This window comes from Lentzea sp. NPDC102401 (genome assembly GCF_044765805.1).
In the GTDB taxonomy this organism is placed as follows: Bacteria; Actinomycetota; Actinomycetes; order Mycobacteriales; family Pseudonocardiaceae; genus Lentzea; species Lentzea sokolovensis.
Window position 1 is genome coordinate 126,250 of the sequence record NZ_JBIWKS010000001.1, and the last position, 25,552, is coordinate 151,801.

Consider the following 25,552-nt stretch of genomic DNA (forward strand, 5'->3'; position numbering starts at 1 on the left):
TCACAGCTCCGTGTTGATGATGGCCTCCACCAGCACCTCGCCGTCTTCGGTCAGCGTGACTCCCCCGGCGTCGACCGACACGAGGCCGCGTTCGGCCAGGGAAGCGAACTTCTCCCGCCACGGGCTCTCGTGCAGGGACCTGCCGTACAACGCGCTGTGCAGATCGGCACGAAGTGGCTGCAACGTCGACAGCGCCATCTTGACCGCACGAGCCTCCTGCGCGGTGGCGTCGAACCCCGTCGCGGAGCCGAGCGGCACCCTGCCCTCGTCGACGGCCTGGGCGTAGTTCTTCCAGTTCACGTCGGTGATCGCCTCGGAGGCGCGGCAACTGGAGCTGCCACCGAGGCCGATCGCGACCTCGGCCTCCTGCTTGTCCTGGTCCACCATGATGGACTTCCACTTCTCCGGTCCGAGGCCGTCACGGGCGAAGTACATGGTGGGGTGCTCGGTGTAGCCGGCGGCGCGCAGGCCGTCGGTCAGCACCTCGCGCATCCGGTACTGCTCCTGCAACGTCGGCCAGAAGTGACCGTCCTTGACGAGCTTCTCGCGGTACTGCGGCAGCTGCCACGGCGCCGGCTGCTCCCCCGCCACCCCTGTCCTGGTCTCGGCGTAGGACTTCAGGTGCAGCTTCGTGCACACCACGGCGGTGATCTCGTTCTCCAGCACCACGTCGAGGTCGCGTTTGACGCTGTCGACGGTCTGGTCCAGCAGGCCGTACATCAGGTCGATGCTGACCCACTCGAAGCCGGCGGCCTGCGCGTTGCGGACGAAGTCGACGCACATCTGCGCCGAGTGCTCGCGGCCGCACTCCCGCAGCACGTCGTCGTCGAACGACTGCACGCCGCTGGACAACTTGGTGCAGCCCAGTTCCCTCAGGGTCTCGAGTTTGGCAGGGGTGAACGTGCTCGGGTCGCCCTCGAACCGGATCGTCGTGTCGTCGGTGAACCCGAAGTTCTCCCGGTAGAAGTCGAGCAACCGGCGGATGTCCTTCTCCGGCAACAACGACGGGGTGCCGCCGAAGACGTTGAACTCACCGACCGGCGCCGTCGCCAGCTCCGGCACGCGTTGTAACCAGAGCTCGGCCTCCCGGATGTTCCAGTCCACCCACTGCGTCAGCTTCTGCTCGTTGCGGCCGCCCTTGACCAGCACGACCGGGTACTGGCAGAAGCGGCACTTGTAAGCGCACGTGGGGATGTACGACCAGAGGTGGATCGGCGCGGTGCCGACGAGCTGATCGGTCAGGTCGTCGAGGAAGTCGTCGACGCCGTAGCCCTCGACGTTGCCGGGGAACACGTGCGCGCCGAACGGGTCTTCGGTGACGTAGTCGAGCAGGTGGGCGTTGGCGGGGTCCTGCAAGGCCGCCCACACCCTCGGTTCGGAGTTCGTCAGGACTCGGTTCATCAGAACACGCCTCCATTGCCGAAGTAGTTGTGCGCCTCCCCCGATTCGCGGTCCTCGCAGTAGTACTTCACGAACTCCGCGAACCTGGCGGCCGGTACCGAGTCGAAGCACTGCGGCAGCGGTGGCGGGAAGCCGATGTCCTCGCCGACCGTCGCGCGCAGCCGGGCGAAGATCTCGTCCCGGAACTCCAGGTACAGGCGGTACGACGGCGTCTTGTACGAGTGGATGGACAGGAAGTCGGTCACGCTCATCTCGGCCTTGATCTCGGCGATGCGCTCGCCCAGGCGGCGCGCGAGGTCCTCACCGAAGAACTCGACCACGGCGTCCTCGTCCAGAAAGGACGGTGTGAGCAGCACGGGGAGGATGGTGTTCTTCGGGGTGAAGTCCTTGATGGAGAACTCCCAGGCCTGCACCGCTTCTGCCTCGGTCAGGTCGACCGTCACCGGCGGCGCCTCCGGCCGGATGTCCCGCATGACGATGATGCCGTCGTTGCCGTACGCGCGGCCCGTGATGACCTCGTCGATGGCGTGGTTGACGCGCCGCGGGTTGATCTCGACCTTCGACTTCGGTGCGTAGGTGATGTCGTGGCCGGAGCCCGCGACCCGGATGCCGAAGTCCCAGTCGTCGGACAGGTGGTTGACGAACCGGCCGTGCTGCAGCTGGTAGAAGATCTCGATGCCACCGACGTCCTCGTAGGCCTCGCGCTCCACCGCGAAACCCTTGCCGTCGGGAAAGCCGCCGAACAACGAGAACGTCACCGCCCGGCACCGCAACGTGCGCTGGATCGCGTCCCAGAGTCGTGGCCTGCCGACGAAGTGCTCGGCGTTGTAGTAGTAGTCGCACACGCCGATCGCGGCCTTGTCCTTCTCCATCGCCGCGAGGAGCTCGGTGAGCCAGCGACGGTCGACCCGGCAGTCCGCGTCGGCCGACATCAGGTAGAAGCGCTCGCCGGGATCCTTCCGGTTCCTGCTCCTGCGCACCGCGAACTCCATGCCCGCCCGGCGCGCGCACGCGACGCCCTGCTCGCGTTCGCTGATCACCTGGATGTCGACCGGCGAACTCTCGGCGAACCTGCGGGCGATCTCGACCGTGTCGTCCGTGGAGTTGTTGTCCACCAGCACGATCTCGTAGGTGCTGGGATCGATGTCGTCCTGGTTCCGCAACGACAGCAGCACGGCGTCGATGTTCGCGGCCTCGTTGTACACCGGCAGCACCACGCTGAGCCGGACCTCCGCACCCATCGCGGGCGGGTACAACGTTGTCACCAGCTCGTCCGCGACCTCGCGGGTGTGCGTGCCGAGTTGCCGGTTGTGCGCCACCACTTCCGCCCGCCTCTCCGCGTTCGTCATGAGATCGTGCACCTGCCGCGCGAACTCCGGCGTCGGCAGGTCGTGCTCCAGGATGTCGAGGACCGGGGCCTCGAAACCCGCGTACACCGTGTCGTACAGGGCGTAGCGGCTCGCGATGTACGGCACGCCGGCCGCGATCGCCTCGCCGATGGGGTTGCCGTAGCTCTCGTAGTCGTACGACGTCAGGAACGACACGACGTCGGCGTGCGCGAGCAGGTCGCGTACCGAGAACTCCGCACTGGCCGACTCGCACGGCTCCAGCACACCGCCGAAGACGACCGGCACCCGAAGCTCTTCCGCGAGTGCACGGAGTTTCGCAGTCTCGGCCGGGTTCTCCTCGGTGTCGCCCGCGATGAACAGGCACGTGCCCGGGAGCTGGGCCACCAGGTGCAGGTCCCGGTCGATGCGCTTCTGCGGGATGATCCTGGTGAACCTGGCGATGATCTTCGTGTCCGGCGCGATGCCGTGCCGTTCACGGAAGTCCGGCCGCCCTGGCCGAGTCGGCGGGGTGAAGGTGTTCGGCAGCACGTCGAGATTGCGCAGCTGCGGCATCCATTCGAGCGTGCGCCGTTTCGCTTCCCCGTGCAGGGCGAAGTAGTGGATGTGCGGCGAGTTCACCATCGGAGGCGTTGCCGGATAGGGAAAGCTGCCGTACTTCGCTGGCTCGCTCTGCCACATCAGGTCGTGATCCCGCCACAACACGAACCGGCCGAGCTCGTGCGCGGCGCCGTATCTCGCGATCGCCAGATACAAAGCCTTCGTGTAGGCGACGTTCTCCGGCAGCGTGCCGTTCTCGACCACCACGAGCGTGACGCCGCGGTCCTCCCAGGTCCGCACGATCGCGTCGGCGAGTTCCGCGGTGACGCGATCGGTGTCGGGTAACTCGTTGCGACGCACGGATTCCAGTGTCGCGGCCACGAATTCCCGGTCGTATCCCGCAATGCGCGCGACGCCGTCGACGCGGTCGAGCGTCACCCAGTCCGGCACGCGTTCGTGCCGGTAGTCCTGGAAGAAGCGTCCTTTGTCGGCCTTGATGTCGTACCCGAGATCGAGATGAACGCGATAACCCTGGTCCGCGAAGGACTTGGTGGTCTTGAGAAACTCGACGACCACACCGGACATTGCCGTGGCATCGAAAGAAACACCCCAAAGAGCCGGCATTGGCTGCTCCGTTTCGAGTGAGTCACTCTCACTCGAACCTAGCATGGAAGCGCTTCCCCACCAGATCGCGTCTCAATGGGCTCGATGCCGAACGGACCGCTCACCACGTTCGGCGGTGAGCGGCCCGTTCTCGCGTCACTTCGTGGCGATCCTGTCCCCGACCCTGATGAGGTCCGGGTTGGTCAGGAACCGGGAGTTCTTGGCCACCAACGCCTGCCAGCCCCCGTCGACGCGGAGTTCGGTGGCGATGCTGCTCAGCGTGTCACCGGCTTTGATCGTGTAGTCGCCGTCCGGGTTGCTCGCCGACGGCGCGGCCACCGGGACCACGGGCACCACCCGTGACACGGCCTTGCTGCCGACCGGGACGTGCCGCTGCCGGACCGGCTGCGGGCTGCTGCCGCCGCGCCGTCCGCACGCGCCCCACGCTCCGATTCCCTGGCTGGCCAGCACGCGTTCCGCGACGCGGATCTGCTCCTCGCGGGAAGCCTGGTGGGCGCTGCCGGTACCGCCGTTGGCCTGCCAGGTGGACGGGCTGAACTGCAGTCCGCCGGAGTAGCCGTTGCCGGTGTTCGTCGACCAGTTGTTGCCGCTCTCGCACTGCGCGATCCGGTCCCAGTCGACCGACGGCGCGGCGGAGACGATGGTGCTGCCCGCCGCGATCAGTGCCGCCGTGGAAGCGGAGAGAAGCAGGACGCGGGCGGTGGTGGCGCTGAGATGACGCATGTCCCTTTTCGGGCCCCGCCGCGCTCTCGCCGCGAACGGCGCCTGTCCGGCGGAGACGTGTTCCGTGACCTGGAACAAGGCCCGGCCGCTGGACAGGTGAGCGCACGGCGGGCCCTGGTGCTGCAGCGGCCTTGCGGTCGCTGGCAGGACCGTAAGAACGCCGGGCCGGATCCGCACGTCCGGACGCGAGCAAGATCACTCGATCGGTGATGATCACGAACTTCGTGTTTCGGCTTCGCGCGACCGTGTTCACGGTGGACGTGTTTGCGTCACCGCCGTGAGGTCGATCCGTCGGTCAGCGGCTCGCCAGTCCGCCTATCGCACCCGTGTGCGCCGAGCAGCTGAGAGGAACCGATGTCTGACCTTCCCACCACCAACGACGCCGGCATCCCGGTCGAGAGCGACGAGCACTCGCTCACGATCGGCGCCGGTGGCCCGATCGTCCTGCAGGACCACTACCTCATCGAACAGATGGCGCAGTTCAACCGCGAGCGCATCCCGGAGCGCCAGCCCCACGCCAAGGGCAGCGGCGCGTTCGGCAGGTTCGAGGTGACCGCGGACGTGTCGGCGTTCACCAGGGCGGCGGTGTTCCAGCCTGGCGTCACGACCGACGTGCTGGCCCGGTTCTCGACCGTCGCCGGTGAGCGCGGCAGCCCCGACACCTGGCGCGACCCTCGCGGGTTCGCGCTGAAGTTCTACACCTCAGAAGGTGTGTACGACATGGTCGGCAACAACACGCCGGTCTTCTTCATCAAGGACCCGATGAAGTTCCAGCACTTCATCCGGTCGCAGAAGCGGCGGGCCGACAACAACCTGCGCGACCACGACATGCAGTGGGACTTCTGGACGCTGTCACCGGAGTCCGCGCACCAGGTCACGTGGCTGATGGGCGACCGGGGCATTCCGCGCACGTGGCGGCACATGAACGGCTACAGCTCGCACACCTACATGTGGGTCAACGCCGCCGGTGAGCGGTTCTGGGTCAAGTACCACTTCAAGACCGACCAGGGTGTCGAGTTCTTCACGCAGGACGAGGCGGACCAGCTCGCCTCCGCCGACACGGACTACCACACGCGCGACCTGTTTGAGTCGATCGCGAAGGGCGACAACCCGAGCTGGACGCTGTTCGTGCAGCTCATGCCGTTCGACGAGGCAGCGGGCTACCGGTTCAACCCGTTCGACCTGACCAAGGTCTGGCCGCACGGGGACTACCCGCTGACCGAGGTCGGCAGGCTGACCCTCGACCGCAACCCCACCGACCACCACACCGAGATCGAGCAGGCCGCGTTCGAGCCGAACAACCTGGTGCCCGGCATCGGCGCCAGCCCGGACCGCATGCTGCTGGGCCGGATGTTCGCCTACGCCGACGCGCACCGGCACCGTATCGGCGCGAACTACAAGCAGATCCCGGTCAACGCCTCGAAGTCGCCCGTGCACAGCTACAGCAAGGACGGAGCGATGCGCGTGACGAACGTGTCCGACCCCGTCTACGCGCCGAACTCCAAGGGCGGCCCGCGCGCCGACGTCGAGCGGTACGGCACACCGGCGGGATGGGCGGCGGAGGGCGACATGGTGCGCGCCGCGTACGTCTCGCACGCCGAGGACGACGACTGGGGTCAGGCCCGCACGATGGTCCGGGAGGTCCTGGACGACGACGCGCGGACGCGGCTGGTCGACAACATCGTCGGCCACCTGCTCAACGGTGTGTCCGAACCGGTGCTGGTCCGCGCGTTCGAGTACTGGCGCAACGTCGACGAGGACCTCGGCAAGCAGGTCGAGGCCGGGGTGCGCGCGAAGCAGGACGAGAAGGACCCGAAAGCGGAGAAGCAGGCGAACCCGGCACGCGAGAGCATGCAGCGAAAAGCCTGAACCAGGCCGTGAACGGGCTGGACGCCGTTGCTCGTCCAGCCCGTCGGCTCACCGGTTCCGGTAGGCCGCCAGACCGCCGAGTTCCTCGCTGGCGATGTAGACCGACCGCACGTGGATCAGGGCTTCCTCGACGTGGGCGGCACAGCCCCAGGCCGAGTCGCCCCACGAGTCGGCGACCTTGACCTCCGCCGCCGCCGTGCACCCCGGCCTGCCGCCGAGCTGGCAGTGCTCGGGGTGCGGCGTGGCGGCCTGTTCCGCCGCGGCCGCGCGCAGCTGGGCGGCGAGCTCGGCCGCGGCGGTGGCACGCTGCTCGGCGTCGGCGCGCAGTTCCTGCTCCGCGCGCATCGCCTCGGCCAGGCGCGCTTCGGCCGCCTGCTTCGCCTGCTCGGTGTGGTGGCGTTCGATGGCCAGGGCCGCGGTGCCGGCGAAGACGCTGATGAGGGCCAGGTCGGTGTCCTGCGGCGCCCGCGCGGTCCGGTGGTACATCGCGAACGTGCCCAGCAGGCCGCCGTCGCGCGCCAGGATCGGCGTGGACCAGCACGCGCCCAGCCCGGCCTGTCCGGCCAGGTGGCGGAAGTCGTTCCAGAACGGGTCGGTGGCGATGTCCGTGACGATCACCGGTTCCCGCCGGTGCGCCGCGGTGCCGCAGGAACCGACGCCTTCGCCCGTGGCGATCCCGTCGATGGCCTCGTTGTAGAACGCGGGCAGGCTGGGCGCGGCGCCGTGCCGCAGGTGCAGGCCATCGGGTTCGGCCAGCAGCACGGACACGAGCACCTCCTCCGGCGCCAGTTCCTCGATGCACCGGGCCATCCCGTCGAGCACCTCGGTCAGCGGCGCCTGCCGGGCGATCTGCTCCAGCAACGCGCGGTGTTCGGCCATCAGCCGTTGGGCGTGCTTGACCTGGGTGGTCTCCACGCCGATGACCGTCACTCCGGCCACGTCGCCGGCCGCGTCCCGGCGCGGTTCGCAGTTGAGGTCGAAGAACGCTTCCCGCGCGTGCGGCCCGGTGCCCAGCACGGCCCGGACGTCACGGCCGGTGCTCGGCTCACCGGTGCGGTACACCTCGTCCAGCAGGGGGTCGAGATGGGTCCGGTCCTCGCCGATGGTGGCCAGGAACGCCGGATTGGCGGTCTCCACCGCGTGTGCCGGCCCGGTGAACGCCGCGAAGATGGCGGCGGACTGCCCAAAAAGTGTCCTTACGTCCTCGGTCTGTTCCTGCGTGCCAAATGCGCTCACGGCGCGCCCTCTCGCCATGCGTCACAGGCTCGCTGCTTGACCTCGGACGCTCTTCTGCTGCCCCGCTCCACGGCGAGTTGCTGCGATCGTACGCACCGCTGACGATCGTCGATCACGAGCACTTCTGGCCGGGCTCGGCGCGGTCGGCGTTGTCGACGTCCAGCAGGCCGAGCAACGACTCCACCCTGCCCCCGCGGAACACCTGGCGCTGCCGGTCCGCACCGCATCCGTCGCCGTCCAGCAGCCGCAGACCTCGTTGCACCGCAGGCAGATCACCGTTGGACTCCAGCACAGGGGTGAGGCTGCGCACCAGGTCGTCCAGCTGCTCGCGCACCGGCCGCGTCTCGCCGGACAGCACGTCGAAGGTGTCACCCCGCAGGCCGTCGTTGGCCACGCCCCAGCACGCCTGTCTCAACGTCTCCTGTGGAACGTCCCGCGCCGGCACACCGCGTTCCACGTCGACCACGGCCTGAGCGACCAGGGCACGAACGAGTGCCGCGAGCAGCACCGCCTCGTCCGCGGTCGCCGCGACGTCCGCGACCCGCACCTCCACGGTCGGCAGGTCGGTGGCGGGGCGGACGTCCCAGTAGACCATCGCCCGGTCCAGCGCCGTGCCGGCCTTGATCATCGTGTCGGAGACCTCTTCGTAGTGCTGCCACGAGGTGAAGAACGGCGGCGGGCCGGACACCGGCCAACGCGACCAGATGGTCGAACGCCAGCTCGCGAAGCCCGTGTCCTCTCCGTCGGAGTACGGCGAGTTCGCGGTCACCGCCGACAGCACGGGCAACCAGGGCCGCACGTGGTTGCACACCTGCACGGCCGTCTCCCGGTCGGGCACGGCGACGTGGACGTGGCATCCGCAGATCAGCTGCTGCTCGGCGAGCGCACCGAACTCGCGGGCGATCCGCCGGAACCGCAGGCTGTCCGTGATCTCACCGGTCGCGCGCCCCAGCGGCGGCGCCCCGACTGCGATGGCCCGGCATCCCGCCGTTCGCGCGGCCTGCGCCACCAGTCGACGCAGGTCGAGCAGCTCGCGGTGAGCCTGCTCCGCGTCGGCGCACACCGTTGTGTTGATCTCCACCTGCGCCCCGGTCAGTTCGTGCTGCAGATCGAGGCCGAGCTGTTCCCGTGCGACGGCGACCACCTCGTCCGCACGGTTCACGGCGACGCCGGTCGCCGCATCCACCAGGAGGAACTCCTCCTCGACACCGAGGGTGGGACTCCACGCGTCCTTCGCTGACGCCATTTCCACGTCTCACCAACCTGCTCTGGGCGCGGTTGCGCGCCGGGGATTCCGGGAACCGGCGAATACCCCTTTCCCACCAGGGGAAACCCCACCAACGGCCAGCGGTGCCCCTGACCGGCTCTTCCCGGTCAGGGGCACCGCTGGCCGCACGACTCAGAAGTCCTCGTCGAACGCCACCGTGCCGGTCACACCGACCTGGTAGGCCGACACCCGCCGCTCGAAGAAGTTCGACAGCTCCTGCACGTCCTGCAACTCCATGAACGCGAACGGGTTCTTGGAACCGTAGATCGGCTCGATGCCGAGCACCTGCAGCCGCCGGTCCGCGACATGCTCCAAATAGGACCGCATGTCCGCCACCGACATGCCGGCGACGCCGCCACCGAGCAGGTCCTCCGCGAACTGCACCTCGGCGTCGACGGCCTCGCGCAGCATCTGCTTGACCTCCTCGTACAAGGAGTCGTCGAACAGGTCCGGCTCCTCGCGGCGCACGGTGTCCACGACGTCGAACGCGAACGCCATGTGCATCGACTCGTCGCGGAACACCCAGTTGGTGCCCGACGCGAGACCGTTCAGCAGGCCGCGTGAACGCAGGAAGTAGACGTAGGCGAAGGCGCCGTAGAAGAACAGGCCCTCGATGCACGCCGCGAAGCAGATCAGGTTGAGCAGGAACGACCTGCGGTCCTCCCGCGACTCCAGCCGCTTGAGGTCCGAGATCGAGTCGATCCACTTGTAGCAGAACTCGGCCTTGGCGCGGATCGACGGAATCGTCTCGACGGCGGCGAACGCCTCGATGCGGTCGTTCTCGTCGGGCAGGTAGGTGTCGAGCAGCGTCAGGTAGAACTGGACGTGCACGGCCTCCTCGAACAGCTGCCGCGACAGGTAGAGCCGGGCCTCCGGCGCGTTCACGTGCTCGTAGAGGTTGAGCACGAGGTTGTTCGCGACGATCGTGTCGCCGGTCGCGAAGAACGCGACGAGCCGGTTGACGAGGTGCCGCTCGGCCTCCGACAGCTTGTTCAGGTCGGCGAGGTCCGAGTGCAGGTCGACTTCCTCGACGGTCCACGTGTTCTTGATGGCGTCACGGAAACGCTCGTAGAAGAGCGGGTAGCGCATCGGCCGCAGGGTGAGGTCCATGCCGGGGTCGAGCAGGGCGTTCTGACGGGCGGTGCTGGCAAGCGTGGTCACTGGCAGGCCTCACAGGACTCGGGGTTTTCCAGGGAGCAGGCGATGGCGTCGTCCGACGTCACGACGGGCACCGCCGTGGTGGTGGTCGTCGTGGTCGCCTGCTGGATGCGCGTCGCCGGACGGGAGCGCAGGTAGTACGTGGTCTTGAGCCCGGCTTTCCAGGCGTAGAGGTACATCGAGGAGAGCTTGCCGATCGTCGGCGAGGCGACGAAGAGGTTCAGTGACTGGCTCTGGTCGACGTACGGGCCACGCGCGGCGGCCAGTTCGATCAGCGCCTTCTGCGGCAGTTCCCAGGCCGTGCGGAACAACGACCGCACGTCCTCCGGCAGTTCCGCGATGCCCTGAGCGGAGCCGTCGTCCTGCTTGAGCCGGTTGCGCACGGCCTCCGTCCACAGGCCGCGGGACTTGAGCTCGCGCACCAGGTAGGAGTTGATCTGCAGGAACTCACCGGACAGCGTCTCGCGCTTGAACGTGTTCGACACCTGCGGCTCGATGCACTCGAAGCAGCCGGCGATCGAGGCGATCGTCGCGGTCGGCGCGATCGCGATCAGCAGCGAGTTCCGCAGGCCGTGCTCGCTGACGCGTTCACGCAGAGCACTCCAGCGCTCGGTCTGCGTGGGCGTGACGCCCCACAGGTCGGGCTGCAGATCTCCCTTGGCTGCACGGGTTTCCCGGAACGCCGGGTGCGCACCCGCGGACGAGGCGAGCTCCGCCGACGACTCCAGCGCCGTCAGGTAGATCTCCTCGGCGATGCGCGTCGACAGCTCGCGGGCCTGCGGCGAGTCGAAAGGCAGGCGCAGCTTGAAGAACACGTCCTGCAGACCCATGACACCGAGACCCACCGGGCGCCAGCGCGGGTTGGACCGCGCCGCCTGCTCGGTCGGGTAGTAGTTGATGTCGATCACGCGGTCGAGGAACACGACGGCCGTGCGAACCGTGGAACGCAGGCGCTCCCAGTCGACGGAACCGGCGGTGTCATCGACATGGGCACCGAGGTTGACCGAGCCGAGGTTGCAGACCGCGGTCTCCTCGTCGCTGGTGACCTCCAGGATCTCCGTGCAGAGGTTGGACAGGTGCACCACGTTCGACGGCGACGCGGTCTGGTTGCACGTGCGGTTCGCGGTGTCCTTGAACGTCATCCAGCCGTTGCCGGTCTGGGCGAGCGTGCGGATCATCCGTCCATAAAGGTCACGAGCCTTGACCGTGCGGACGGCGCGGCCGGCCTCCTCGGCGCCGCGGTAGGCGCGGTCGAACTCGTCGCCCCACAGGTCGACCAGCTCGGGGATCTCGTCCGGGTCGAACAGCGACCAGTCCGCGTCCGCCTCGACGCGGCGCATGAACTCGTCGGGGATCCAGTTCGCCAGGTTGAGGTTGTGCGTGCGGCGCGCGTCCTCACCGGTGTTGTCGCGCAGCTCCAGGAACTCCTCGATGTCCGGGTGCCACGTCTCCAGGTACACGCAGGCGGCGCCCTTGCGCCGGCCGCCCTGGTTGACCGCGGAGACCGACGCGTCGAGCGTGCGCAGCCACGGCACGATGCCGTTGGAGTGGCCGTTCGTGCCGCGGATCAGCGCACCGCGCGAACGGACCCTCGACCACTGCACGCCGATGCCGCCGGCGAACTTCGACAGCCTGGCGATCTGCTTGTAGCGGTCGTAGATCGACTCGAGCTCGTCGCGCGGTGAGTCCAGCAGGTAGCACGACGACATCTGGGTGTGCTGGGTGCCGGAGTTGAACAGCGTCGGCGAGCTGGGCAGGTAGGCCAGCGACGACATCAGCCGGTAGAAGTCGATCGCCTCGGTCGCCGTCTGCGAGAGACCGCACGCGACGCGCAGCAGCCAGTACTGCGGCTGCTCGATCACCGAACGCTTCGCGGGGTGGCGCAGCAGGTAGCGGTCGTAGACCGTGCGCAGGCCGAAGTACTCGAACCGCCGGTCGCCTTCGAGGTCGATCGCGTCGTCGAGCTTGCGGGCGTTGGCGGCCACGAACTGCGCGGTCGCGTCGCCGATCAGGCCTTCGGCGTGGCCGAGCGCGATGCTCTGGCTGAAGGACATCACGCCCTGGCGGCGCACTTCCTTCTCGATGAACGCCGCGAGCAGACCGGCGGCGAGCTTGGAGTACTCGGGCTCCTCCGACACGAGCGCGGCTGCCGTCTGGATCGACAGCCGGTCCAGTTCCTCGGTGGTGGCGCCGTCGTAGAGACCGCTGATCGTCTTGGTGGCGACCCGCAACGGGTCGACGTCGTGCAGACCGACCGTGCAGCGCTCCACCGCGCGCACGATCTTGTTCAGGTCAACGGGTTCCAATGAACCGTTGCGTTTCTTGACGCGCATAGTGGTGGTGACCGTGTCGACCGCCGTCACTAGCTCTCTCCTCGCGAGCTCGGGTGGCCACGGGGACAGCGAGGAGTGAACGGGCGCGCGCGACCGCCACGTCCTCCCGCCCTCCCTCGGGGCCGCGGACACCCGCACGCAGGCACGTGCGGGGCGCTGGCAGGTCTTCGGACTCGTGGGCGAGCCTGTCGCCAGGCGCCTACCGGCCGTCGCTTCCCAGACATCGCGATGTCCAGTGCTTTCTGACGGCTTTCGTTCCCACTCACCGCTGCGGGGCAGTCCCGGACTCACACCGGGTTCCCTCTTGCGACGACCGATCTGGAGGATCGGCCGAACCAGCTTCGGAGCACAATACATGGGCGCGGTCGAGCCACGAGCAACTACATCTAGTGGGCGTGTCGCTCAGTTGGCCCAGAGGACGTCGGTCAGGGCGCGCAGGCTGTTGTGGATGTGGAACGACATCGCCAGCGCGGCCCTGTCCTCCTCCCCGTCCGCGATCGCCTGACAGATCACGCCGTACTCCTGCATGGTCACCGCCAGGCGTTCCGGCGAGCGGCGGGCCGCCTGCCGCAGCCGTCGCAGCTGTCCACGCAACGCGCCGAGCGCCTCGCCGAGGTAGGGGTTGCCGGCCGCCTCGTCGATCAACGCGTCCAGCCGCTCGATCAACTCCTCGGGGTCGCCGCCGGCGAACTCGGCGTGCAGGTGCGCGAACCGGGAGCGGTCGTGGGCGCGAGCGCACATCTTGACCGCGTACGTCTCCAACGCCTCCCGCATCTGGAACAAGTGCCTCACGTCGTTCAGCGCCACCTCGGCGACGAACGCGCCGCGCCCCGGCGTGATCCGCACGAGGTTCTCCCGCGCGAGTCGCTGGATCGCCTCCCTGAGGGGCGTGCGGGAGACACCGAGCCGTTCGGCGAGACGCACCTCGTTCAGGTGCGCACCCGGCGCCAGATCCCACGCCACGATCTCGTCGCGCAGCTGTTCATAGGCTTTGAGACTTTGACTCACGATCCCTGTATACACGGCGAATACACGGCTCACCATATATCGCTTGCGGCCAGATCCGGGGAGCTCCACACTGGGCCGCCGATACCGGGGCTGAACGGGTGGTTCATGTTCGATGTGATCATTGCCGGATGCGGTCCGACCGGCGCGATGCTGGCCGCTGAACTGCGGCTGCACGACGTGCAGGTGCTCGTTCTCGAAAAGGAACCGGAGCCCTCGTCGTCGTTCGTGCGCATTGTCAGTCTGCACATTCGCAGTCTGGAAATCCTGGTGATGCGCGGACTGCTGGACCGCTTTCTGGAACGCGGCAGGCAGCGCCCGGTCGGCGGAGCCTTCGGCGCCATCCCCACACCCACGCCCGACGGCCTGGACTCCACGTTCACCACCATGCTCGGCATCAAGCAGCCGACCGCCGAGCAGTTGCTCGCCGACCACGCGATCGCACTGGGCGCCGAGGTCCGGCGCGGTGCCGCGGTGATCGGGTTCGAGCAGGACGACGAGGGCGTGACCGTCGCACTGGCCGATGGCGAGCGGCTCCGGTCGCGGTACCTGGTCGGCTGCGACGGGGCCCGCAGCACGGTGCGCAAACTTCTCGGCGTCGGATTCCCAGGTGAGCCCTCGCGGCACGACACGCTGATGGGCGAGATGAAGTTCGGCGCACCGGAGGACGAGATCGCCGCCAAGATGGCGGAGATCCGCGAAACCAGCAAGGTGTTCCACCTCGGACATTTCGGGGACGGGATTTATCGCGTTGTGGTCCCCTGCTCGGAAGCCACCGAGGATCGCGCGGAACCGCCGACCATCGATGATTTCCGGCGGGAACTGCGCGCCGTCGCCGGAACCGATTTCGGCGCGCACTCCCCGGGCTGGTTGTCCCGTTTCGGTGATTCCACCCGATTGGTCGAGCACTACCGGATCGGGCGGGTGCTGCTCGCCGGCGACGCGGCGCACATCCACCCGCCCGCCGGTGGCCAGGGCCTGAACCTGGGTGTGCAGGACGCGGTCAACCTCGGCTGGAAGCTGGCCGCGCAGATCCGCGGCTGGGCGCCGGAGACGTTGCTGGACAGCTACCACGCCGAACGTCATCCGGTCGCCGCCGACGTCCTGGACAACACCCGCGCCCAGGTCCAGCTGTCGTCTCCCGAACCGGGCGCGCAGGCCGTGCGCAGGCTGCTCACCGAACTGATGGACATCAACGAGGTGAACCGGCGGCTGATCGAGAAGATCACCGCGATCGGCATCCGCTACGACTTCGGCGAGGGCCCCGACCTGCTCGGCCGCCGGCTGCCCGACACCGACCTGGCCCAGGGCCGCCTCTACGACCGGATGGGCCAGGGGCGAGGTCTCCTGCTCGACCGCACCGGACGTCTGGCCGTCGAGGGCTGGTCGGACCGAGTGGATCTCCTCACGGATCCCGTTGCGGCACTGGACGTTCCGGCCGTCCTGCTGCGTCCGGACGGGCACGTCGCCTGGATCGGCGAGGACCAGCAGGACCTGAACGACCACCTCGTCCGCTGGTTCGGCAAGCCGTTCACCGCCTCCTGACGAGCCGTCAGCGCGCGAACTTCTCGATGGCGGCCGCAGTGACCGGGGTGAAGAAGTTGACGAGGTTGCCGTCGGGGTCGCGGAACAGCAACGAGCGGTTGCCCCAGGGCATCGTGGTGGGTTCGGTGACGACGTCCTCCACGAAGCTCGTCAGGTTCTCACGCACGGCGTCCACGTCGTCGACGAGGAACTCGATGATGACGCTGCGGTTCGCGCCCGGCTCCGCCGATCCGGGCGCGAACAGGCCGACGGTGCGGGTGCTGCCGATCGCGAGGGTGCCCGAACGGGTGCTGAGCTCGGCGAAGTCGTCGCTCGCCCAGTTCGCCCGCAGGCCCGTGGCGCGCTCGTAGAAGCCGACGAGCCGGGTGACGTCGCCGGTGATGACACGGATCGAGATGAAGTCCATGACTGCACGCTAGAAGCGATACCGGACAGAATCCGCCCGGTATCTGCGGAATACTTTCGGGCATGCCCAGGCCCACCGCCCGCGTCCTCACCCTGCTGGAACTCCTGCAGTCGGGAGGCGTCCGGACCGTCGCCGAACTCGCCGACCGGCTCGGCGTGGACGAGCGCACCGTGCGCCGGTACGTCGAGCACCTCGTCGATCTCGACGTGCCCGTCGAGTCGGTGCGCGGCCGTTACGGCGGCTACCGCCTCGCTTCCGGCTACCGCATGCCACCGCTGATGCTGAACGACGACGAAGCGCTCGCCGTGCTGCTCGGCCTGGTCGCGGGGCGCCGATCCGGTTTGACGACGGCCACGAACACAGCCGGTGAGACGGCGGCGGCGAAGATCAGGCGCGTGTTGCCGCAGCGGCTCGGCGGCAGGCTCGACGCCGTCCTCGGCTCGATCGCCTTCACCGCGCCCGAAGGTGAGCCCGCCGCACCTGACGCCACCGTCCTGCTCACGATCGCCGACGCGGTGAGCCACCGTCGGCCGGTCTCGATCCGTTACACCGCAAGGGATGGCCGGCACAGCGAACGCACGCTGCACCCGTACGGGCTCGTCGCCCACTCGGGCCGGTGGTACGTGACCGGCGCCGATCCCGCGATCGGCGAGGACCGGACGTTCCGGCTGGACCGCATCGCCAGTGCACGCACGTTGCCCGGCTCGTTCGACCCGCCAGAAGGAGTCGACGCGGCGGAGCGGGTCCTCAGTGGACTCGCCACCGCCGCTTACCGGCACGAGGTGACGCTGCGGATCCGGGGAACGACCGAACAGATCCGCACCCGGCTGCCCGCGAGCGTCGCGATCATCACCGAGTCGGCACCCGACTGGTCTCACGTCGAACTGCGGGTGGAACGACTCGACTGGCTGCCCGGCGTCCTCGCGTCACTCGACCTGCCGTTCGTGATCGAGCGACCGGACGAGTTGCGCGACCTCGTGGAGGCACTGGCCGACCGGCTCAGGGATTCCGCCCGGCGCCGCCAGGTCGTCAGACGCCGTCGATCAGCCGGACGGCCAGATCGGGGTTGAACGTGCCCGCCGGCGTGGTCGGCGCGATGCCGCACGGGCCGTCGGACACACCCGGTGTCTTGACCCACAACAACAGGTCGGCACCGCCACCGATCTGCGGCGCCACACCGAGCTTGCGACCGGCCGGGTTGCACCAGCCGTCACCACGCCCGTTGCCGTTGCGGCTGGTGTCCACCACGAATCCGGCCTGATAGCCGAGGAAACCGTTGACCTGACCGGCGTAGCTCGTCGACTGGCTCGTGGTGTAGTAGTTCGACACGTTCACCGAGAACCCGCGCACGTTCCGCACGCCGGCCTCGTTCAGCCGGTACGCGATGGTGGACGGCGACACCCAGCCGGCGTTGCCGCCGTCGAGGTACGCGTACGTGTTGGGGGCCTTGGCCTTGAGCTGCTCGGTGGCGTACTTGAGCAGGCCCGCCATCTCCGTCCGCTGCGCCGCCGTCAGGCAGTCGTAGGCGGCGAGCGCGTCCGGTTCGATGATCACCACCGCGGGCTTGGTCCCGATCCCGGCCGCGAAGCCCGAGATCCAGGTCCGGTACGCGCCGGCACTTCCGGCGCCACCACCGGAGTGGCCACCGCAGGCGTCCCTGTTGGGGATGTTGTAGGCGACCAGGACGGGGAGTTCGTCCCGGCCGTCGGCCGCGCCCGCGTAGTTGGCCACGGTCGAGCCGATGGTGGAGTCGTTGCCGAACCAGCGCGCGATCGGCCGGGAGCCGATCGCGGTCTGGATCCGCGCGGACCTGGAGTCACTCGGGTTGTTCCGGGCCCAAGTGGCGGGCGCGGAGTTGGGATTGACGTAGAAACCGCTGGTCAGGTCGAGCGGGCTGGCTGCTGTGGCAGGGGTGGCCGGGGACAGCAGCAGGACCGCGCAGACCGCGATCGTCGAACGGGCAATCCACCGCACTGTGGATCTCCTCTCGGATGGACTCTTCCTCTCACCCGCCGCCCGCCCGGCAGTGCGCGGGGCGAGCGGCGGGAGTTCTCGTGGACGGGACGGTCAGCGGGTGTCGGCGAACGCCGCGACCCAGGCCAGGGCCGAGTTCCAGTTGATGGCGACCTCGTTCGTGGACCACGACCCGAGTTCGTCGAGGTAGCACTTCGCGGGCGCGCAGCCCGGCAGGTTCTGCTGTGCCACCGGGTCCTGCAGGCCCGAGTTGGGGCCGCCGGCGAGCGACCCGGCGGGCGGGTTCGGCATCCTGGCGTCGACCTGGTTGGCCCAGTGCCGGTGGTGCTGGTTCCTGCTGGCCTTCTCGCCGTAGCCGCTGACGAACGACTGGTTCAGGCCGTTGCGGCCGAGCAGGTAGTCCATCGACTCCAGCGCCGCGTCGCTGTACTTGCGGTTCAGCGTCGTGTCGTAGGCCATCGCCATGATCATCGACGCGGTGAGCGTCGCGCTGGTCGAGCCCCAGGCGTACAGGCCGTCCGCGGGCTTGGACGGGTTGGGGTAGCCCTGCGACCTCAGGTCGCGCAGGTGGCCGTCTGCGACGTTGATCACCCGCGCGCGGGCGGTGATCACGCGGTCCAGCGGGAACTGCAGCGGGAGCCGGAGGATCGTGAGGTCGGCGAGGCCGCCGGTGTCCTTCCAGGAGAACCCGGCCGAGGTGAGCTTCGTGGTGACCTTGTTCAGGTACTCGCGCTTGCCGGTCGTCCCGTAGAGCTCGGCCGCGGCCCACGAGAACTCGTCGGTCACGTTGGTGTCGTCGTAGGCGCCACCGCCGACGCCGTCCTCTTTCGGGGCGTACTTGGCCGGGTTGGCCAGGGCGGCCTTCCAGGCGGTCTCGGCCGCGGCGAGGCACTTGTCGGAGAACGCGCGGTCCCAGAGCTTGTAGACGCGGGCGCACTGGGCACCGGCGGCGGCGAGGTTCAGGGTGGCGGCCGTCGACGAGGCGTGCAGGTACCGCGGCTGCGGGTCGTTGCCGGGCAGCATCGGGTGACCGGTCCAGGCCAGGTCGTGGATCTTGTGGTGAACCATGCCCGCGAGCGGTTCGCCCGCCGGGACCTGCATCTTCAGCAGGAACTCCATCTCCCACCGCGCCTCGTCGAGCACGTCGGGCCGGTGGTTGTCCTGCTCGGGGATGGACAGCAGGCCGTCCCGGAAGCCTTCGACGTCGAGCGTGTAGAGCGACCGCTCGTAGGTGTCCATGAGCTGCCACGCGGCGAGGGCGCCGTTGACGACGTACTTGCCGTGGTCGCCCGCGTCGTACCAGCCGCCGCTCACGTCGAGCGAGTAGTCGCACTCCCCCGGCAGGCACGGCACCGACACGTCGCCCTGGTTCGGCGCCACACCAACGTGTCCAGCGGGGCGCGCGTACGCCTCACCCACGTACTTCGCCTCGATCGGGATGCCGCTGCGGTTGTGGTAGAAGTACGCCAGCGAGTCCCGTCGGAGCTGGTCATAGGGCTTGTCGGCGATGTCGAACGGGTAGCTGCTCTGGTCGCCGACCGTCAGCCTGTAACCGCTTCCAGCCTTCTTGTAGGCCGAGAAGTCGGCGATGTGCACGTGGTCGCGCGTCATCGCGTCGTCGCCCTTGACCTGCGTTTTCCCGGCCTGGACGACGGCTCCCGCGGCGTCGCGCAGCTGCCAGTCGACCGGCGTGGTGGAGCTGTTCACGATCGACGCGCGCTTGGTGCCCGCCGTCGGGTAGGCGTGCTGGTTCGTGCGCACCGGTGAGCCGTAGTCCCAGCCACCACCGGGCGGGATGACGCCGCCGGTCAGCGACACGTCGTCGATGCACAGCGTGTACGGCTCAGCCGACGCGCCACCAGCCTGGATCGCGACCTGGCCGCCGGTGCGAGTGGCCACTGTGGACGTACCGGTGAACTCGAACGTCTTGGGAGTACCGGTGAGTGCGGCGGCCTTGTTCAGGATCGTGGTGTTCGGCGCGACGGACAGAGCCACCGCCGCCCGCACCGTGACGCTCCGGGAAGCGGTCGCGGTGAAGCGCAGCGTGTAGGGCTGACCGGCCTCCAGCGGGATGTCGTTCTGGCCGATCATCGCCGTCCACGGGTTCGCGGTGCCGCCGGGGATCTGCGCGCACAGCCTGCCGCCGGCCACTGTGGACGGAGCGATTCCGCTGCTCCACCACGGGGTCTTCACACTGTCGAACTTGCCGTTGAGCACGCGCTCATAGGGCTCGGCCGCGGTCGCGGGTGCCGCGATCGTGGCGATCAGGACGAACGGAAGGCCGGTTGCCACCAGCCTGGTCTTCACGGACATACCGGGGGCCTCTCGAGGTCGACTGTCTCCCGGCGCGACCGCAGCGTCGAGGCGAATGTTCACCCACCCGACCCCGCGTGTCAACGATCCCGCGTCATCGAAATGTGACCGGCGCTACCTCTTCACATCCGGATGGCCTCGTGGTTACAGTCCTGTAAGCGCTCACAGTTTCCCCCGATCCCGGTGGGCGCGCACCGGCCGAAGCCGCAGCGTCGCAGCAGGTGAACGGTGTTCCAGTGGTCTGTCAGACGGCCAAATTCGGGTGTTAGCGCTTGCAGGCCATCCGCCAACCGGAGGTTCTTCGATGGGTGTTCGACCGAGGCGCGCTCTGCTCGCCACAACTCTGCTCAGCTCGCTGGTGGCCGTGTCCGCGTGTGGCGGCGCCGCCGACTCGGCGTCGTCGGGGGACGTCACGCTGATCGTCAAGACCTTCAGCCAGTTCGGCTACGACGAGCTCTACGAGGAGTACGAGGCGAGCCATCCCGGCATCAAGATCAAGGAGGAGAACATCGGCAAGCTCGGCGACTACACGCCGAAGCTGCAGCAGTGGCTCGCCACCGGGAAGGGCGCCGGCGACGTCGTGGCGATCGAGGAGGGCATCCTCTCGCAGTTCATGGCGAAGCCCGACCAGTTCGTGAACCTGCTCGACCACGGCGCCAAGGAACTCTCCGGCAACTTCCTGCCGTGGAAGTGGCAGCAGGCGTCCACTTCGGACGGCAGCAAGGTCGTCGGCCTCGGCACTGACGTCGGCGCGCAGGGCATGTGCTACCGCAAGGACCTCTTCGAGGCCGCGGGCCTGCCCACCGACCGGGAGGCGGTCGGCAAGCTCTGGCCCACCTGGGACGCCTACCTCAGCACCGGGAAGCAGTTCAAGGCCAAAACTCCCGGCGCCGGGTTCTACGACTCGACCGGCGGTGTCTACCTGAACATGCTGATGCAGTCGGGCGACCACACCTACTACGACGCCACGAACAAGCTCGTGATCGACTCGAACTCCGCCGTGCGGGCCACCTGGGACAAGTCCGTCGAGATGGTGAGGGCCGGGTTGTCGGCCAACATCGAGATGTGGAGTCCACAGTGGAACGCGGTCTTCAAGAACGGCACGTTCGCCACCATCCCGTGCCCCTCCTGGATGCTCGGCACGATCGAGAAGCAGGCGGGCCCGGAGAACAAGGGCAAGTGGGACGTCGCCAAGGTGCCGGGCAACGGCGCGGTGCGCGGCGGTTCGTTCCTCGCGGTGCCGGCGCAGAGCACGCACCAGAAGGAGGCCGCCGAGCTGGCCAAGTTCCTGACCAGCGCCAAGGGACAGACCACGGCGTTCAAGGCGAAGAACAACTTCCCGTCCTCGCCGCAGGCCATCGACGACCCGGCGGTGCAGGACTTCAAGAACCCGTACTTCGGCGACGCGCCCGTCGGCAGGATCTTCGGCGAGAGCGTGAAGGCGCTCAAGCCGGTCTACCTCGGCCCGGACAACAACGCCATCGGTGACCGCGTCGGCAACGCGCTTCTCGCGGTGGAGCAGGGCAAGCTCCAGCCCGACGAGGCCTGGGCCAAGGCCGTCGACGACGCAATGCGCCTGGCCAAGTGACGACCTGGCGGCCGGGGCGCTGCGGAGAAACCCGTCCCGGCCGTCATCCCCACACCACCTGAGGACACAAGTTGGTGACTGATCTGCGGCCGAGGACGGCCCCAAGCACTCCGGCGGCCGGGAGCAGGCCTCCCGAGCAGCCACGTTCCCGGCTGCGCGACCGGATCTCCCGCGTCGAGGTGAAGTGGTCGCCGTACCTGTTCATCGCGCCGTTCTTCGTGATCTTCGTGGTCTTCGGGCTGTTCCCGCTGATCTACACGGCCTGGGTGTCGTTGCACGACTGGGACATCACCGGCGCGGGCGCGTTCGTCGGACTGGACAACTACGTCACGCTGTTCGCCGACCCGGACTTCTGGAACGCGGTCGTCAACACCCTCGGCATGCTCGTGCTCGCCACCGTGCCGCAGTTGCTGGGCGCCCTGGTGCTCGCGAGCCTGCTCAACCAGAAGCTGCGTGCCGTCACGTTCCTGCGGATGGGCGTGCTGCTGCCGATCGTCACCTCCGTCGCGGCCGTCGGCATCGTGTTCAGCCAGATCTTCGACCGCGACGCCGGCATGGTGAACGGCCTGCTGGGGCTGGTGAACGTCGACGCGATCGACTGGCGCGCAGACAAGTGGTCGTCGTGGACCGCGATCGCCACCATGGTCAACTGGCGGTGGACCGGCTACAACGCGTTGATCTACCTCGCGGCCATGCAGGCGATCCCGAAGGACCTCTACGAAGCGGCCACTGTGGACGGTGCGGGCAAGATCAGGCAGTTCTGGAGCATCACGGTTCCGAACATCCGGCCCGCGATCGTCTTCACCGTCATCATGTCCACCATCGCGGGCATGCAGCTCTTCACCGAGCCGCTGATCTTCGGCCAGGGCAGCTTCGCCATCTCCGGCGGCAGCCTGCGGCAGTTCCAGACGGTGTCGATGTACATGTTCGAGAAGGCGTTCCGGGACTTCGACTACGGCTACGGCTCGGCCGTCGCGTGGATGATCTTCCTGCTGATCACGCTGCTCGGCGTCGTCAACTTCCTGATCACGCGGAGGTCGAGGTAGCCATGCGCAAAACCCATCCCCTGGTCTACTTCACGCTCCTCGCGGGCATCGTGCTGTCGGCGTTCCCGCTCTACTGGCTCTTCGTCGTCGCCACCCGTGCCAACGACGTCGTCGGCGACTGGCCACCACCGCTGGCGCCCGGCCCGAACTTCGGCGACAACGTCGGCAGGCTGTTCGCCGCGGAGGACGCGAACTTCCTGCTGGGTCTGTGGAACTCGCTGCTCAGCTCCGCGGTGATCACCGTCTCGGTCGTGTTCTTCTCGTCGCTCGCGGGTTTCGCGTTCGCCAAGCTGAAGTTCCGCGGCCGCAACGGACTGCTGCTCGTCATCCTCGCGACCATGATGATCCCGGTGCAGATGGGCATCATCCCGCTGTACATGATCATGGTCGAACTGGGCTGGCAGAACCGGATGGAAGCGATCATCGTGCCGGCGCTGGTGTCCGCGTTCGGCGTCTTCCTGATGCGCCAGTACGCCGAGCAGGCCGTTCCGGACGAGCTCATCGAGGCCGCGCGCATCGACGGGTGCAGCACGTTCCGCACGTTCTGGAGCATCGTGCTGCCCGCGTTGCGTCCCGGCGCGGCGGTGCTCGGCCTGTTCACGTTCATGGGTGCCTGGAACGAGTTCCTGTGGCCGCTCGCGGTCCTCGAAGCGGACAACCCGACCGTCCAGTTCTCGCTCTCGCAGCTGTCCACCACCTATTACACCGACTACACGCTCATGTTCACCGGAGCGCTGATCGCCACCGTGCCGCTGCTGCTCGTGTTCGTCGCGTTCGGTCGCCAGATCATCGGCGGCATCATGGAAGGGGCGGTCAAGGCATGACCACGTTCGAACCCGGTTTCCTCTGGGGCGCGGCCACGTCCAGCTACCAGATCGAGGGCGCGGTGGCCGAGGACGGACGCGGACCGTCCATCTGGGACACCTTCTGCGCGACACCGGGCAAGGTCGACAACGGCGACACCGGTGACGTGGCCGCCGACCACTACCACCGCTATCCCGAGGACGTCGCCATCATGCGCGAACTCGGGCTCGGCGCCTACCGGTTCTCGATCGCCTGGCCACGGATCCAGCCGCTCGGCACCGGCAAGGCCGACCAGCGCGGGCTCGACTTCTATTCGAGGCTCGTGGACACGTTGCTGGACAACGGCATCCAGCCGTGGCCGACGCTCTACCACTGGGACCTGCCGCAACCGCTGGAGGACGCGGGCGGCTGGCCGGAACGCGACACCGCACTGCGGTTCGCCGAGTACGCGCAGATCGTGCACGAGACGCTGGCGGACCGCGTCACGCACTGGACGACGCTGAACGAGCCGTGGTGCTCGGCGTTCCTCGGTTACGCGACCGGCAGGCACGCCCCCGGCCGCCAGGACCCGGCGGCGTCGATCCGCGCCGCCCACCACCTGTTGCTGGGCCACGGACTCGCGGCACGGGCCATGCCCGACGCGCGGGTCGGCATCACGCTGAACCTCACCCACGTCACGGCGGGTTCGGCCACCGAGGCGGACCTCGACGCCGCACGCCGGATCGACGGCATGCAGAACCGGCTCTTCCTCGACCCCGTGCTGCTGGCCGAGTACCCGGACGACGTGCTGCGGGACCTGGAGCCCATCACGGACCTCGACCACGTCCAGGACGGCGACCTCAAGACCATCGCCGCGCCCATCGACTTCCTCGGCGTGAACTACTACTCCCCCATGCTCGTCGGCCACGGCACCACCCCGTCGCCCTCGGCCTACGTCGGCTCCGAGCACGTCCGGCACCTCGACGGGGGCCGGCCGCGCACGTCCATCGGCTGGGAGATCGACGCCGGCGGGCTGTTCGACCTGCTGCTGCGACTGGACCGCGACTACCCCGCGATCCCGTTGTACATCACCGAGAACGGCGCCGCGTTCGACGACGAGGTGCACGACACCGGCCGCGTCGCCTACCTGGACGGGCACGTGCGGGCGTGTGCGGAGGCCGTGGCGAAAGGCGTGGCGCTGAAGGGCTACTTCGCCTGGTCGTTGCTCGACAACTTCGAGTGGTCCTTCGGCTACGCCCAGCGGTTCGGCCTGGTGCACGTCGACTACGACACCCAGCGCCGCACCCCGAAGGACAGCGCCCGGTGGTACGCGGACGTGATCGCGCGAGGTGCACTGTGAGCGCTTACAACATTGGTAGGGTGCGGCCATGAACACCCGGCCTCCCACCTTGGAGGAAGTGGCGCAACGCGCGGGAGTCTCGACCGGCACCGTGTCCCGCGTCATCAACAACGCGCGCCACGTCAGCGAAAAGTCGAAGCGCGCGGTCCAGAGCGCCATCGCGGATCTGGGCTACGTCCCGAACACCGCCGCCCGCTCACTGGCGAGCCAGCGGCGCGGCGCCGTCGTCCTGGTGATCTCCAGCGACGACCCGGCGATCTTCGCCAACCTCTTCTTCGCCGAGGTGATCAGCGGCGTCAACGCGGCACTGGAGGAGACCGACCTGCACCTGATGCTGCTGCTCGCCGCCTCGAAGCGCGGCAGGGACAGATTCGCGCAGGTGCTCCAGTCGCGCGGCGCGGACGGCGTGATGCTGCTGGCGCTCAAGGAGAACGACCCGCTGTCGAAGATGGCGGAGGACAGCGGTCTGCCGGCCGTCCACGGTGGACGCTCGCTCGACCGCGCACCGCAGTGGTACGTCGACGCCGACAACCGGGGCGGCGCCCGCACGGCCGTCGAACACCTGATCTCCTCCGGCCGCACCAGGATCGGCACGATCACCGGCGAGCTCGACACCCACGCCGGCATGTCGCGCTACCTGGGCTTCCGCGAGGCCGTCGTGCTGGCGGGCCTGAGCGACGAACGCGTGGCACACGGCGACTTCAGCGAGGCCAGCGGTGCCGCGGGGATGAAACTCCTGCTCGACGACCACCCCGACCTGGACGGCGTGTTCGTCGCCTCCGACGCCATGGCCACCGGGGCACTCGCGGTGTTGCGGGAACAGGGCAAACGGGTGCCCGAGGACGTCGCGGTCGTCGGTTTCAACGACATCGTGACGGCGCGGCACACCCAGCCCGCGCTGACCACCGTCCGGCAGCCCATCGAGGCGCTCGGCCGGGAGATGACCAGGATGTTGATCCGGCTGCTGAACGGCGAACAGCCGACGTCGCTGATCCTGCCGACCGAACTGGTCGTGCGCGACTCGGCCTGAGAAGG

19 protein-coding genes and 1 riboswitch are annotated in these 25,552 nt (G+C 68.3%); of the genes, 8 read left to right on the forward strand and 11 right to left on the reverse strand.

Translation table 11 applies throughout. From position 1 onward, the window contains the following. The 3 genes from ACIRG5_RS00665 to ACIRG5_RS00675 all read right to left on the reverse strand — a co-directional run bounded on the left by ACIRG5_RS00665 (position 1) and on the right by ACIRG5_RS00675 (position 4,634). On the reverse strand, positions 1-1,401 hold the full coding sequence (locus ACIRG5_RS00665) for a radical SAM protein (protein ID WP_402898044.1): 1,401 nt from the start codon (positions 1,399-1,401) through the stop codon (positions 1-3). Further along, positions 1,401-3,872: a glycosyltransferase gene (locus tag ACIRG5_RS00670; protein WP_402898047.1), complete on the reverse strand. Its 2,472-nt coding sequence runs from the start codon at positions 3,870-3,872 to the stop codon at positions 1,401-1,403. Before ACIRG5_RS00670 ends, ACIRG5_RS00665 begins: the two co-directional genes overlap by 1 nt. A gap of 174 nt (positions 3,873-4,046) precedes the next feature. Continuing rightward, on the reverse strand, positions 4,047-4,634 hold the full coding sequence (locus ACIRG5_RS00675; protein ID WP_402898050.1) for a transglycosylase family protein: 588 nt from the start codon (positions 4,632-4,634) through the stop codon (positions 4,047-4,049). A gap of 354 nt (positions 4,635-4,988) precedes the next feature. On the opposite strand from ACIRG5_RS00675, the gene ACIRG5_RS00680 reads away from it, so the two are divergent. Next, positions 4,989-6,503, forward strand: a complete 1,515-nt coding sequence (locus ACIRG5_RS00680; RefSeq protein WP_402898053.1) for a catalase — start codon at positions 4,989-4,991, stop codon at positions 6,501-6,503. Positions 6,504-6,551: 48 nt separating this feature from the next. Here ACIRG5_RS00680 and ACIRG5_RS00685 read toward each other — a convergent pair whose 3' ends face one another. From ACIRG5_RS00685 to ACIRG5_RS00705, 5 genes are all read right to left on the reverse strand, one after another. Then, a complete protein-coding gene (locus ACIRG5_RS00685; protein ID WP_402898056.1) occupies positions 6,552-7,739 on the reverse strand; it encodes a GAF domain-containing protein in 1,188 nt (395 codons plus the stop codon). Between the two features lie 112 nt (positions 7,740-7,851). Then, the gene (locus ACIRG5_RS00690; RefSeq protein ID WP_402900819.1) at positions 7,852-8,985 is read right to left on the reverse strand and encodes a glutamate--cysteine ligase; all 1,134 of its coding nucleotides are present in this window, start codon (positions 8,983-8,985) and stop codon (positions 7,852-7,854) included. A 153-nt stretch (positions 8,986-9,138) separates the two neighbouring features. Continuing rightward, on the reverse strand, positions 9,139-10,167 hold the full coding sequence (locus tag ACIRG5_RS00695; RefSeq protein WP_245822242.1) for a ribonucleotide-diphosphate reductase subunit beta: 1,029 nt from the start codon (positions 10,165-10,167) through the stop codon (positions 9,139-9,141). Continuing rightward, positions 10,164-12,527, reverse strand: a complete 2,364-nt coding sequence (locus ACIRG5_RS00700) for a ribonucleoside-diphosphate reductase subunit alpha (RefSeq protein ID WP_402898060.1) — start codon at positions 12,525-12,527, stop codon at positions 10,164-10,166. The genes ACIRG5_RS00695 and ACIRG5_RS00700 overlap by 4 nt, the downstream gene beginning before the upstream one ends. Before the next feature lie 110 nt (positions 12,528-12,637). Next, a riboswitch (cobalamin riboswitch) is annotated at positions 12,638-12,852 on the reverse strand. A 47-nt stretch (positions 12,853-12,899) separates the two neighbouring features. Beyond that, on the reverse strand, positions 12,900-13,505 hold the full coding sequence (locus tag ACIRG5_RS00705; RefSeq protein ID WP_402898063.1) for a GntR family transcriptional regulator: 606 nt from the start codon (positions 13,503-13,505) through the stop codon (positions 12,900-12,902). A 105-nt stretch (positions 13,506-13,610) separates the two neighbouring features. Between ACIRG5_RS00705 and ACIRG5_RS00710 the strand changes: the two genes are divergently transcribed. Then, on the forward strand, positions 13,611-15,047 hold the full coding sequence (locus ACIRG5_RS00710) for an FAD-dependent monooxygenase (protein WP_402898066.1): 1,437 nt from the start codon (positions 13,611-13,613) through the stop codon (positions 15,045-15,047). A gap of 7 nt (positions 15,048-15,054) precedes the next feature. Here ACIRG5_RS00710 and ACIRG5_RS00715 read toward each other — a convergent pair whose 3' ends face one another. Then, positions 15,055-15,453 (reverse strand): VOC family protein, encoded by a 399-nt coding sequence (locus tag ACIRG5_RS00715; protein ID WP_402898069.1) that lies wholly within the window; start codon positions 15,451-15,453, stop codon positions 15,055-15,057. Between the two features lie 62 nt (positions 15,454-15,515). On the opposite strand from ACIRG5_RS00715, the gene ACIRG5_RS00720 reads away from it, so the two are divergent. Further along, on the forward strand, positions 15,516-16,523 hold the full coding sequence (locus ACIRG5_RS00720) for a helix-turn-helix transcriptional regulator (protein ID WP_402898072.1): 1,008 nt from the start codon (positions 15,516-15,518) through the stop codon (positions 16,521-16,523). Here the strand turns inward: ACIRG5_RS00720 and ACIRG5_RS00725 are convergent. Next, positions 16,483-17,427 carry a glycoside hydrolase family 6 protein gene (locus ACIRG5_RS00725; RefSeq protein WP_402898075.1) on the reverse strand — a complete coding sequence of 315 codons (945 nt, stop codon included), beginning with the start codon at positions 17,425-17,427 and terminating at the stop codon, positions 16,483-16,485. The genes ACIRG5_RS00720 and ACIRG5_RS00725 overlap by 41 nt on opposite strands. A 93-nt stretch (positions 17,428-17,520) precedes the next feature. After that, a complete protein-coding gene (locus ACIRG5_RS00730) occupies positions 17,521-19,734 on the reverse strand; it encodes a glycoside hydrolase family 9 protein (RefSeq protein ID WP_402898077.1) in 2,214 nt (737 codons plus the stop codon). 310 nt (positions 19,735-20,044) lie between these two features. Between ACIRG5_RS00730 and ACIRG5_RS00735 the strand changes: the two genes are divergently transcribed. The 5 genes from ACIRG5_RS00735 (at position 20,045) to ACIRG5_RS00755 (ending at position 25,547) form a co-directional block, all read left to right on the forward strand. Continuing rightward, on the forward strand, positions 20,045-21,328 hold the full coding sequence (locus ACIRG5_RS00735) for an ABC transporter substrate-binding protein (RefSeq protein WP_402898080.1): 1,284 nt from the start codon (positions 20,045-20,047) through the stop codon (positions 21,326-21,328). A 71-nt stretch (positions 21,329-21,399) separates the two neighbouring features. Next, positions 21,400-22,374: a carbohydrate ABC transporter permease gene (locus tag ACIRG5_RS00740; protein ID WP_402898083.1), complete on the forward strand. Its 975-nt coding sequence runs from the start codon at positions 21,400-21,402 to the stop codon at positions 22,372-22,374. Between the two features lie 2 nt (positions 22,375-22,376). Next, a complete protein-coding gene (locus tag ACIRG5_RS00745; protein WP_319974231.1) occupies positions 22,377-23,198 on the forward strand; it encodes a carbohydrate ABC transporter permease in 822 nt (273 codons plus the stop codon). Beyond that, positions 23,195-24,517, forward strand: coding sequence for a GH1 family beta-glucosidase (locus ACIRG5_RS00750; protein WP_402898086.1), 1,323 nt, complete (start codon positions 23,195-23,197; stop codon positions 24,515-24,517). Before ACIRG5_RS00745 ends, ACIRG5_RS00750 begins: the two co-directional genes overlap by 4 nt. Before the next feature lie 28 nt (positions 24,518-24,545). Beyond that, positions 24,546-25,547, forward strand: coding sequence for a LacI family DNA-binding transcriptional regulator (locus ACIRG5_RS00755; RefSeq protein WP_402898089.1), 1,002 nt, complete (start codon positions 24,546-24,548; stop codon positions 25,545-25,547). The last annotated feature ends 5 nt before the right edge of the window (positions 25,548-25,552 follow it).